Source organism: Mesorhizobium sp. ORS 3428, assembly GCF_001854785.1.
GTDB lineage: Bacteria > Pseudomonadota > Alphaproteobacteria > Rhizobiales > Rhizobiaceae > Mesorhizobium.
This window is the reverse complement of sequence record NZ_MDFL01000191.1, coordinates 1-11,810: the sequence shown is the minus strand read 5'-3', so window position 1 is coordinate 11,810 and position 11,810 is coordinate 1. Positions and strand designations below refer to the sequence as shown.

At 58.8% G+C, this 11,810-nt stretch carries 9 protein-coding genes and 1 pseudogene; 8 read left to right on the top strand and 2 right to left on the bottom strand.

Features of this window, described 5'->3' with window-relative positions:
* The coding region (locus ORS3428_RS30980; RefSeq protein WP_244508164.1) for an NAD(P)/FAD-dependent oxidoreductase at window positions 1–1,325 on the bottom strand (1,325 nt) is incomplete at its 3' end.
* Between the two features lie 178 nt (window positions 1,326–1,503).
* Between ORS3428_RS30980 and ORS3428_RS34285 the strand changes: the two are divergent.
* The 8 genes and pseudogenes from ORS3428_RS34285 to ORS3428_RS30945 all read left to right on the top strand — a co-directional run.
* Window positions 1,504–1,608: pseudogene (locus tag ORS3428_RS34285) on the top strand (helix-turn-helix domain-containing protein); the annotation flags it as partial.
* Window positions 1,597–2,310: a LysR substrate-binding domain-containing protein gene (locus ORS3428_RS30975; RefSeq protein ID WP_274534838.1), complete on the top strand. Its 714-nt coding sequence runs from the start codon at window positions 1,597–1,599 to the stop codon at window positions 2,308–2,310. The pseudogene ORS3428_RS34285 and the gene ORS3428_RS30975, both read left to right, overlap by 12 nt.
* Window positions 2,311–2,525: 215 nt before the next feature.
* Window positions 2,526–4,067, top strand: a complete 1,542-nt coding sequence (locus tag ORS3428_RS30970; RefSeq protein ID WP_083355377.1) for a trimethylamine methyltransferase family protein — start codon at window positions 2,526–2,528, stop codon at window positions 4,065–4,067.
* Between the two features lie 182 nt (window positions 4,068–4,249).
* Entirely contained in the window at window positions 4,250–4,942 is a 693-nt protein-coding gene (locus tag ORS3428_RS30965; RefSeq protein ID WP_071102064.1) for a corrinoid protein, read from the top strand.
* Between the two features lie 69 nt (window positions 4,943–5,011).
* Window positions 5,012–6,046 (top strand): GlxA family transcriptional regulator, encoded by a 1,035-nt coding sequence (locus tag ORS3428_RS30960; RefSeq protein ID WP_083355376.1) that lies wholly within the window; start codon window positions 5,012–5,014, stop codon window positions 6,044–6,046.
* A 132-nt stretch (window positions 6,047–6,178) separates the two neighbouring features.
* On the top strand, window positions 6,179–7,510 hold the full coding sequence (gene dddP / locus ORS3428_RS30955) for a dimethylsulfonioproprionate lyase DddP (RefSeq protein WP_071102063.1): 1,332 nt from the start codon (window positions 6,179–6,181) through the stop codon (window positions 7,508–7,510).
* 235 nt (window positions 7,511–7,745) lie between these two features.
* Window positions 7,746–8,147 (top strand): hypothetical protein, encoded by a 402-nt coding sequence (locus tag ORS3428_RS30950; RefSeq protein ID WP_071102062.1) that lies wholly within the window; start codon window positions 7,746–7,748, stop codon window positions 8,145–8,147.
* Complete coding sequence (locus ORS3428_RS30945; RefSeq protein WP_071102061.1) at window positions 8,137–10,344, top strand: N,N-dimethylformamidase beta subunit family domain-containing protein; 2,208 nt, start codon at window positions 8,137–8,139, stop codon at window positions 10,342–10,344. The genes ORS3428_RS30950 and ORS3428_RS30945 overlap by 11 nt, the downstream gene beginning before the upstream one ends.
* A gap of 194 nt (window positions 10,345–10,538) precedes the next feature.
* Here ORS3428_RS30945 and ORS3428_RS33440 read toward each other — a convergent pair.
* A partial coding sequence (locus tag ORS3428_RS33440) for a N,N-dimethylformamidase beta subunit family domain-containing protein (RefSeq protein ID WP_338011971.1) occupies window positions 10,539–11,810 on the bottom strand: 1,272 nt, incomplete at its 5' end.

The window sequence follows — 11,810 nt, the reverse complement described above, 5'->3', positions numbered from 1 at the left end:
CGCACGCCCATTGCAGTCACAGCCTTGGGATAGGGCTTATTGGGGCTCGCCCGCTTTTTTAGGATATCGATGACGGGTGACGATCGTCCAGTTGCCAGCTCGGCGACGGCCTTTCCAAAGGCGGCTCCCCTCGCCACACCTGTTCCGTTGCAGAACGCTGCGCCGTAGACATTGCGGCCCAACTCGCCGAAGACCATGCCGCCGTTTTGTGCAAGTGTAAGAAGACCGCCCCAACTGGCCTCGAACCCGATCGCTGAAAGCCCTGGCCAACGTCGGTCGAAGGCGATCTGTTGTTGCACCTTGGCCCTTGCTACATCGCGCTTCGTTGTCTTGAAGTCCGTGGCGTAGGAATAGACGTTGCGAAGGAACAGCCGGTTGTCCATCGTTCTCCGGACAGTCGTGCCGAAGCTGTTGGCCGGAATGAGCCCGTAAGCTGGCTTGGCGCCCACCTGGGCAAGCTCCTTCTCAGTGAGCTGCCTCGTCATGCTCGCAAACGTGTAAAGTGGGATCGCCCGGTTCTTGAAGAAGCCGAATTTGGTAAGGTAGCCCGATGCACAGATGATGACCTTTGAAGCCCTGATCGTTCCGGTGGGCGTTTCGAAAACATGCTCAGGGAGGCCGAATTGCACCGCTACCACAGGGGTGTTCTCGTGAACGGTGACGTTCGCCGGCAGCCTCGTGGTGGCGTTCTTGAGATATTTCGCCGGCTGGAGGAGGATGGTGCCCGGGTGGTGCAGGGCCTTGAGATAATGCTGGCTGCCGGTAATAGCGCGAATTTCGTCAGTCTCAACCCAGCTGTATCTCTGCCCGAGCGTGTCCAACGCCTTGGAGAACCGTCTGAGATCTTCGACGCCATGTGCGGTCGCGGCGCTGTGGTACTTCCCCTGCGGGTCCCAGTCGCATTCCACGCCGTGTTCGTCGACTGCGCTCCGGATAAAGGAGATTCCGTCTAGATTGACGAAGAGCTCTTCTTTGTTGCCTTTGATGTCCTCCACGAAATCCTGTTTCCGCGGGTTGTGGGCCAGGTCAATGACAAAACCCATGCAGCGTCCCGAGGCATTGTTTCCGATGCGRCCCGCGTCCACTAAGATGACGGATGAATCCGGATTGAGTTCGRCGTATCGACGGGCCGCGTGCAATCCCATCCAGCCGCCGCCAATGACCAGACATTCGCAGTTGACGTCGCCTTTTTGAGGTAACAGGGGCAGCTCCGGACCGGACGCGGTGTACCAGCCGCACATGGTCGGTTCGGGATGAGGTGGCTCAACCACGATCCGCTTTTGAAGGGCACCTGTGTTGAATGGATTCACTGAAAGCTCGCTCAAGGTGGGTATTAGAGCAAAATTCGATAGAGCATCGGTCACAGGGCTCGTAGACGGAAAAGATCGCATTTGATATAGACCTGCTTCATGTCCAAGCTGCGCGATCTTATGCCGTCCACCCATTCGCTGTTTGTTTTCGAAGCAGCTGCGCGTTCATTAAGCTTCCAAGAGGGCGGCAAGCGAGCTCAATGTGACGCAGCCGAGTGTCTCGCACTCGATCAAGATGTTCGAGAAGCATTGCGGGACCGGTCTGTTCGTGCGCGACAACCGCGGCGTGCAGCTGAYGGAGGCAGGAAGGCAGCTCTACGACGAGGTGCGCGTGAGTTTTCGCCGGCTGGAGCAAAGGCTTGAGGCGATCTCCGGGCGCGGAACGCAATACATCACCTTTGCCGCCTCAACCTCGCTGGCGGCACATTGGCTGGCGCCTCAGCTCTACGACTTCCAGGCCGAACATCCCGACATCAGGATCAAGGTCGTCGCCACCGATCGCGACATTGATCCCGATCACGAGGTCGACGTCACGGTTTGGGTGCGGCCTCGGGACTTTGACAGAGGCAATAGCTGGTTCGTCTGTGACGAGATCATCTTTCGCGTCTGCTCACCCGCCTATCTTCTGTCGCATCCCGCTCCACAGGCCGTCGACGATCTCGTCCACCATCAGTTGATCGGATGCTTATCGCAAGCGCATGGACTGGTCCGAGTGGGTCGAGCTTGCCGGTGGCGATGCGAGCGGGATCAGGCCAACATCGTCTTCAACGACTCCCAGCTGACGCTTCAGGCGGCCCTGGCCGGCGAAGGAATAGCGTTGGGTTGGTCCTTGACGGCCCAGCAACTCGTCAAGAACCGTCTTCTGGTGAGGCCGCTCCCAACCGAGATCAAGACCGAACGAGCATTCTTCCTGCTGGCCAGCGACGACGTCAGCAAGAACAAGCGGTGCAAGATCTTGGTAGACTGGTTTCTCGCCCAGTCCGAAGAGCTCCGCCTGTGATTTCTGAGCCGGCCCAGGCTCCTCACTCACCGCCCCGGCTGGCCTGAGCTGGCTAGATATAAACTGGGTTTAGCGCCACCTCAAACTTTTAGGCATTCTCATGGTGCGCCTTGGTCCTTACCATCAAGTCATGGTGAGCAAGGCCGCGCATTTTCGGGCGGCATTTTTCGATTTCATATCGTGGACCGCTGATTACCGGAACCGCAGACGAGGCTATGATGGACGCTGATACTCCCACAATCCGACGCCGCGGAGGCAGATCTTCTGTRGTTGCAGCGAGGGAAGCCGAGAAACGACCGCGCGTTTCTACCATTAAGTACGGGATTCGACCGGTGGAGGTCGTCTCTCCGGAACAGTTAGAACGCATCCATCAAGCTTCTCTAGCAATTCTGCGTGAGATCGGCATTGAATTTAGGGATGAGACGGCGATCAGGCAGTGGAAGGAGGCTGGAGCTGATGTGAAGGAGCATCGCGTCCGTCTCGAAGGCGAGATGGTCATGGACCTCCTGGCCAAGGCGCCTTCCAGCTTTGAGATGACATCGCGCGATCCGTCCCAACGCTTCGAGATCGGGCTCGACACGATGACATTCGGGGCCATGCAGGGCGCGCCAAATGTTCGCGACCTGCAGGGCGTCCGGCGTGCTTCGACAATCGCGGATTTGCGCGACATGAACCGGCTCACCCAGATGCTGCCGGGCTTCCACATCGCTGGAGGTTTCACCTGCGAGCCGACTGACATCGCGGTGCCTTGGCGCCACTTGCACATCAACCATTCAAGCCTGGTTGAAACGAACATGCCCTTCTTCGGTCTTACCACCGGGAGGGAGCGAGCCGAGGACTCTATTGCCATGGGGCGCATCGTCCACGGCAAAGAGTTCATGGACCAGAACGCCGTGATGATGGGGCATGTATCGGGAAATTCGCCTTTGGTCTGGGATGCAACGATGCTCGAGGGCCTTCGAGCTTTTGTCGAGGCGAACCAGGTCGTCCTGCTCTCGCCGTTTGTTCTCGGAGCAGCTAACACTCCTGCGGACATCCCGGCCACCATCGCGCAGTTGAACGCAGAGGCGCTCGCAGCACTGGCATATACCCAGCTGGTCAGACCCGGCGCGAAAATGATCTACGGCCAATACTCGGTCTCGGTGTCGATGCGTAGCGGCGCGCCGATGTCCGGGATGCCTGAGGTTACCTTGCTCAACGCTGTTATCGGTCAATTGGCCAGGCGGTATGGCRTTCCGTGGCGAACCACGGCGTCCCAGTCCTCCGCYAAGACCTTCGATGCTCAGTCCGGGTATGAGTCGGCGGTCGCATACATGTCAGGGGCCAGTGCTTGYGCGAACCTGATGATGCACGCGGGCGGCTGGGATGAGGCCGGCCTAGTATGCTGCATGGCAAAGTTTGTCGCAGACGCAGAGCAGAACTTGCTGATCGAGAAATATGCCAAAGGAATATCCTTCGAGAATTTCGACGACGCTCTCGAGGCGGTCCGGCGGATCGGCCCCGGCGGGCATTATCTCGGGGATTCCTTCACGCTCAAGCACTTCAAGGACGCTTTCAYCGCGCCCGAAATACTCGACTATCTCAGCTACGAGCAGTGGAAGGTCAAGGGATCAAAAGATATGGCGCAGCGCTGTCGCGAGAAGGCTAAGGACATCATCGCCAGCTATGAGCAGCCGCCTCTAAATGTGGCCCTGYGAGAAGAACTCGATGCATTCGTCGCCAAGCGCCAGGAGGAGATCTCGCCAAGCATTGCCTAGGCTCCCGTGCCGGTCAATTGCGTGGAAACAGCGCAGCAGAGGTGCGCACTTCATTCAGGTTTCGAGATGCTTCTGTTGAAGGTCTCGTGGCCAAAGAACTCCCAAGGCTTCGTCCGAAGCCGGGTCGGCGCCCCATTGAGCATGGGGTGCCGACCTCCTTGAAATCAGAATTGAGACAAAACATGGCTGATGAAGAGATCATTCTTTCCGAGCTTTCCGACGAGGAGCTCGTGCAGCAGATGCATGACGACCTTTACGACGGGCTGAAGGAAGAGATCGAGCAGGGAACGCATATTCTCCTCGAGCGCGGCTGGCAGCCYTACAYCGTGCTGACCGAGGCGCTTGTCGAAGGCATGCGCATTGTCGGCGAGGATTTCCGCGACGGCATCCTATTCGTGCCGGAAGTGCTGCTGTCGGCCAACGCCATGAAGGCCGGCATGGCCATCCTGCGCCCGCTGCTCGCCGCCACCGGCGCGCCCAAGCAGGGCAAGATGGTGATCGGCACCGTCAAGGGCGACATCCACGACATCGGCAAGAACCTCGTCGGCATGATGATGGAAGGCGCCGGCTTCGAGATCATCGACCTTGGCATCAACAACCCGGTCGAAAAATACATGGCGGCCTTGGAGGAGCATCAGCCCGACATCATCGGCATGTCGGCACTGCTCACCACCACCATGCCTTACATGAAGGTCGTCATCGACACGATGAAGGAAAAGGGCATCCGCGACGATTACGTCGTGCTGGTCGGCGGCGCGCCGCTTAACGAGGAGTTCGGCAAGGCCGTCGGCGCCGACGCCTATTGCCGTGACGCGGCCGTCGCTGTCGAGACCGCCAAGGACTTCATGAAGCGCAAGCACAACGTTCGCGCTTGACCTCTGAGGGCTCGATCTCGCGCCGACAGCAGTTAAATCCGGCGCGATATTTTGGACGGATTAGACACCATGAACGCGCCATTTTCACCGCCCGGCAGTTCAGGCCCAGTGCTTTGGGACGCCGCAAAGAATCAGGTGGATGCACAAACCGATCAGTGCCGTCTGATGATCTTGACGCTTCCTGGATTCTCCCTGCTCAGTCTTTCATCATTCGTGGACCCGCTTCGCCTTGCCAATTCGATCTTGGGACGGCCGTTTTTTGAATGGTCCCTGCTGAGCAAAGACGGTCAGCCRGTAAAATGCGCCAGCGGCTTTGGGCTGTCGGTGGACGGTGACTTCAAATGCRCCAGCCAAATGCTGCAGTCTGGAAATCGGCCAACTATGGTCGTCGTCTTGGCTGGCGAAATGGTCGAAAAGCAGGTTTCAGCTCCTCTTATAAATCTTCTTCGCCTTTACAAACGACACGGCGTTCCCATAGCGGCTCTGGGTACAGCAACRTGGCTGCTCGCCGAGATTGGAATGCTCGATGGGGTCCCTTGCACAATTCATTGGGACAAGCGCGCCGCATTCGCCGAGACATTCGGACGGCCCCAAGTTACCGACCGACTCTTCGTTCGGGATAGYCAGCTAGTCACATGTGCAGGTGAGTTCGCGTCGTTCGACCTGGTGATGGAGTTGATCAGCGAGCACCTCGGCAAGGAGGTGRCATTGGCCGTCTGTCGGCACACCACGGCCGGGCATTGGCGTTCCACCTCGGAAAGACAGTCGCCCATCAGCCCTAACGAAATCGGCATTTCCAAGCCGATCGCTGAAATAATCCGCATCATGGAAGAACATGTCGAGGACCCTATACCCCTGCGCGACATTGCCAGGTGCGTTGGTCGCTCGCAACGTCAGATCGAAAGGCTCTTTGCGCGCGCATTGTCAACCTCGCCGATGCGCTATTACCTCCATGTGAGACTTTCCCGTGCCAAGCGTCTCGTTGAACAGACGGACTTGCCGATCGTTGAGGTCGCGGTAGCCTGTGGGTTCGCATCGGCCTCGCATTTCTCCAAGTGCTTCCGCCTCGCGTTCGGCGCCAATCCAAATGCATATCGAGCTTAACCTCTGGCGCTGAGAGGCTGGAGGACATCGCGCGGGTAAATCCATTCTATAACACGCGGTATTTTTTCCGCGTATCGAAGTCTGCGAATCTCAGCCTTAATTGCCCAAAACCAACCTAGGGAACGCTAATCCATGTCATCTTTCTCGGTTACGACGCACAAAATTGACCCCAGCCGGCGTCCAACAGCGCTGAAGCCCGACGGGAGCATCGATGACAACGATCGCGTGGAAATCGGGCCGACCGATGTCGCCTTTGCCGAATGGTCGGCACTGGGGCTGACGCCGCCAAACCTGGTGAGAATGCGTGAGACGCGGCTCGCCCGCATCGTCCAGCAGCTTCGTCAGCGCGACTACGCGGGCGTGCTGTGCTTCGATCCGCTGAATATCAGATACGCCACCGACTCATCGAATATGCAGCTCTGGATTACGCACAACGCGAATCGGGYGGCGTTCATATCTGCGGATGGGTATGTCGTAATCTGGGATTTGCACAATTGCGAGCACCTTTCGGCTCACCTTCCACTCGTTAATGAAGTCAGGGACGGGGGCGCCGCCTTCTTCTATTTCGCCGCTGGCGACGCAGAAGACGTGATCGCCAAGAAGTTTGCCGGGCAGGTCGACGAGCTTCTGCGCCGAAGCGGAGGYAAGAACCGCCGTTTGGCCGTCGACAAGATCGAGATTCCTGGCCTGCGCGCTCTGGATGAAATCGGCATCGAAGTCTGCAACGGCATGCAACTCATGGAGCATGCGAGGGCCATCAAGGGGATCGACGAGATCAACGCCATGCGCTGCTCGATCGCGACTTGCGAGATTGCCGTCGCCAAGATGCGCGAGCGCTTGCAGCCGGGTATAGYCGAAACGGAACTGTGGTCGGTGCTTCATGCCGAAAACATCGCTAGGGGCGGCGAGTGGATCGAAACGCGTATCCTCACTTCTGGGCCACGCACCAATCCGTGGCTGGCAGAGGCAGGGCCGCGCCGGATCGAACCGGGCGACTTGGTCGCCTTCGATACGGATATGGTGGGTCCTTACGGCATGTGCGCCGATTTTTCGAGAACCTGGTACTGCGGCGATGGAAAGCCCACCGACGAGCAGCGTCGGTTGCATGCCATTGCATATGAGCATGTGCAAACGAACATGGCGCTGCTGAAGCCCGGCGTCTCGTTCACAGAGCTTACGGAACGAGGCCATAAGCTGCCTGCGGAATTCGWCCACCAGCGCTACGGTGTCATGATGCATGGCATTGGTCTATGCGACGAATATCCTGCCATTATGTATCCGGAGGATTTCATTCCGGGAGCGTTTGACTACGTCCTTGAGCCGGGCATGACGCTTTGCGTTGAAGCTTACATTGGAGCTGTCGGCGGGCGCGAAGGGGTGAAATTGGAGGAGCAGGTGTTGGTCACCGAGAACGGCYTCGAAAATCTCACGAAAKGTCCTTTCGACGCTGCTTTGATGGGCTAGGTCTTCGACATCGGTCGCAACCCACCGGAGACTCGGCCGGACTTGAGCAGATGTGAAGACATCACGTCTGCTCAAGGCATTCGTGGGGCTAGCAAGGCTGCCGAGGCCTCCCGCGGCCTGGCTCTGGCTTAGTTGCCGGGGCGTTTCCAGCTAGCCCGGAGGGAACTAGCACGAACAGACAGCGGGAGCGCCCTTGGGGAGAAGCATCAATATTCTAAGTTTTTGAGGGCTAGCTATGACCGAAGGTCCGGGCGCTGAGTTCAGTAAATCTTGGGTAGAACGCAGCGTTGAGGATGCGGGCACGGCGGCAGTCCGCGCCGCCTTAGCGGCTTTCGCTGAACGCTTCGATTTGGTGCGCGAGTTCCTGGACGCACCCTTCGGTCGCCACAGTGCCGATCTGCGCTTCGTTCTGGACGTGATGCGTTCCCAACCGACCGCCGGCAAGTGGTTCACGATCATGWCCAAGCCCTACAGCGAGTGGCGCGCCGCGCGCTGGTCGCCTGACGGCTTGGACATCGCCGAAATGGCGCCGGCCTGTTTTCAAACGCGCGAGGACGTTGAGCGCTGGGTTTTCAAGCAGCGCTGGCGACATCTGATCGGCGCACTCCCATTGCAGGAAAGTGACGATGAAGCCTGATCGCCCAGTGATTCTGGCCTATGCGGATCGCGACAGCGTGAAGCCGGGCGAAAGCATCGGCTTTGCCGTGAGTTGCATCAAACTTGATAGCTTCGAGTGCGATTTCGTTCGCCTGCTTGGCTGTGATGCYGGACCGGAAATGCCRCCCTTTGAGYCGTCCGTAATGACGGAGGGCAAGCGTTATCCAGGTCGCGAGCAACCCATCCGGGCTGGTTCCTACATCGAGGTCGAGGGCTCGCGGCGTCTCACGGATCTTGGCCCGATAACGATTTGCGGCACCATTTTCCCGACCCTGGTCAACGGCCAATCGCGTTGTCTGTTGAGTACGCTGACCGCGGACGGGCGCGGGGGAGTGGCCCTGYGGCTCGATGCCGAGGGCTGCCTGACCGCAATCCTTGCGGACGCCAATGGAGCGCGGGTCTATCGCCTTGACCGGCCTTTGTCTTTGCGTCGCTGGAGCTTCGTTGTACTAAGCTATGATCCCGAACGCCGTCGTTTGCTCCTTGCGGTGCATCGCCTCGCATCCGGAATGCACGACCACGCCGGCGCGAGTTGGCTCACCGTGGATGATGTTAGTCCGCCAGCAGGCGGTGATGGCCACCTTCTAATCGCAGCCGAGCGAGGCGGCGACGGCTTTCCTTGCCACCATTTCAACGGCAAAATAGAACGCCCGCGCATCTTGGCCGCCGCGCTGTCTCTTGACCAAATCAAGAATCTGGCTGCATGCAAGCCGAACGAGCCGGTCAGCTGGCCCTGCGTGGCCGATTGGGACCTGGCGAACGAACCTGCCTCAGAYGTGGTCCGGGATCTCTCCGGCTCCGGTCACGACGGCCTGTGCAACAATCAGCCCGCCCGTGCTGTCCAGGGCTCGAACTGGGATGGCTCGACCTTGGATTGGCGTAGCGCGCCTGAACAATATGCTGCCATTTACTTCCACCACGACGACATTGAGAGTCCCGGCTGGCAAGAGAACCTGCGGCTCAAACTGCCGCACGAGTGGCCGAGCGGTTGCTATGCGGCTCGTCTGAAAGGCGACGATGCCGAATTCTATGTCCCCTTCTACGTTCGCCAGCCAGCAAACGCTTCCAGCGATGTAACCTTCCTCGCGCCCACGGCAACCTATGCAGCCTACGTCAACATGGTGTCCCAACAGCAGCGAATAGAGTACGGTCTCGGCTGCCTTGGCGTCACCTACACGCCGCTCGATCTTCTGGCTGTTGGTCTTCCAGGCCCCGGCAGGTCACTCTACGATCCGCATGAAGATGGCAGCGGGCGCTGGATCGGATCGCTGCGCCGGCCGGTGCTGAACCGGCAGCCAGGAGGCTGGCTCTGGAACTTCCAGATTGATCTATGCATCCTCGGCTGGTTGGCCAAAGCAGCGCCCGATCACAACGTCTTGACGGACGAGGAGCTCGATCGCGAGGGCCTGGCTGCCTTGGAGGGTTGCCGCGTTCTGGTGACGGGCAGCCACCCAGAGTATTGGTCGCAACCGATGTTGCAGGCCCTCGATGGCTTTCTCGCCAGGGGTGGTCGTCTCATGTATCTCGGGGGCAACGGGTTTTACCACACCATCGATTTCCATCCTCAAAAGCACGGCTTGGTCGAGCTCAGGCGCCGCACTTCAAAGATGGGCCGTGTCGACGCCGGCGACGCTTATAGCAGCTTTACAGGCCGGCTCTGCGGGGCATGGAAGGATTTGGGCAGACCCGAGCAGTCGCTGGTTGGCGTTGGATATCGAACGGAGGCTTTTGACCGCTCCAGTTACTATCGTCGCCTGCCGGCAGGTGACAATCCGCGGGCGCGCTTCATTTTCGAAGGGATCACCGAAAGCATCATCGGCGAGTTTGGTGTATTGGGCGGAGCGGCGGGTCTTGAGCTTGACGTTGCGGAGCAAGGACTTGGCACGCCGCGCCATGCCCTTGTGGTTGCCGCTTCAGAGGGCCATAGCAGCTCATACATGCGGGGGATGAGTGGAAGCGAGTTTTTCACAGCTCTCTGGAACGATGCACCCAGAGAGCCTATCCGTGCTGATATGACGTTCTTCGAGACGCCTGCGGGCGGCGCTGTCTTTTCTGTCGGCTCCATAGCGTGGGGCAGCTGCCTGCCGCACGCCCACTACGCCAACAACGTCGCCAGCATTTCCGACAACGTACTACGCCGCTTCCGCGACCCGCGCCCGTTTCATATRYCGGACTGACGTGTTCATGAGAACGCTGAAGGCACAGCGYGTCGCCGCGGCACAGGGTTGCGTCTGCATCACGGGTTGGCGCACCTMAGAGAACCACCGTCTGAATTTCTGTCTGTTGGTCTCGCGCTCAACTGTGCAGTTTCTCTTTGAAGGCGTACTACTCAGGTGAGGGGAGCATTGGTCGAGGCTGCTCTCACCGACTACTACTGAGGTAACGAAAACGGCTTGGGATCGCGGAAGCGCTCGAGCACGTTTAGCGTGACGTGAGACACATCGTTTTGGTAGTTGTCGATGGGCAGGCTCATGGGCCAGGAAATTGAACCAACGGAGAAAACCGCTCCGCCGCCTGTGGTTTCAAAAAAGACTATGTCCGAGCGAACGTTCTTGTTCTCGGTCCCGCCAATCATCCAATGCATGGCGCCGAACTCTTCCTTGGCAAGAACCATGTTATCGGTATGRCCGATCGAAGTGGCTATAACGACAGCGTGCCTCGGGGATCCAAGGGCTGGATCGTAGCGGTCCAGTTCCTGTCCAGCCGCGCCGTTGCCAGACAGGCCGTAATCGCCGAACTTGGAATCTTTGTTGACACCCGTGAAGACAAAATCGACACGTGGATCCGAGCTGGCTGGGCTCCACTGGTAATATGAACCTGTCATGAAACCTTGAGCGCAAAAGCCAATTCCAACCAGTTGGTTGGGGGTTCGGTCCTGGCGACGCCACATCCCGCCGTACTCGCCAGTCGTGCTCATGAAATATTCGCCCGCTTCGGCCGACCATGCGCGGGAACCGTCCTCAGCGCGGCGAACCTCGATCAATCCAGGCAGGGTTGGATGAAACGCGGTTCTCCAATAGAAGCCGTTGCCGCCGAGATACATCAAACGCCCGCCGCGGCCGAGATGGGTCTTCAACGCATCCCACATCGCCAAAGAGACGTATTCGGGATGGCATCCGGTCAAGACGACCCGATAGGGCGCGAGAATGCTCTCGCCTTCGTTATGGAGGTCTTCGTCGGTGATGACATCTGCTTTGATGCCTAGCGCATCGAGCCAACCCGTCAGGTACCCGTCGCCGAACGACCAGTATTTTGCATTCGGGGACATGTTCAGGATCGGTCGCAGACGCGAGGAATAACAGACGCCGCTTCCGTCGTTGTGAAGATCGTAGAGCGACTTTCCGTATTCCGGGTTCTCGTCGAGGAAAACGTCATCTTCGCCGAAAATCAGAAGGCTACCCATGCTCATCTCGTCRAGCGGATCGCGTGCGATGAGCGACTGGTTGGCATAAGCCATGTAGGTCGCCGTCGAAGCCAGATAGACGACATCGGAAGTGGCCTGGCCCTTCGGCGGCCGCACGAAGAAGATCACATAGGCTGGGCTTGCATCCTGAGCGTCAAGCCGCGCGGCATAGACGCCGCTTTCAAGGCCGCTCGGGATCGTGAAGACAAAGTCGGTCGCCCAGCCGGCGTCATAGAGATC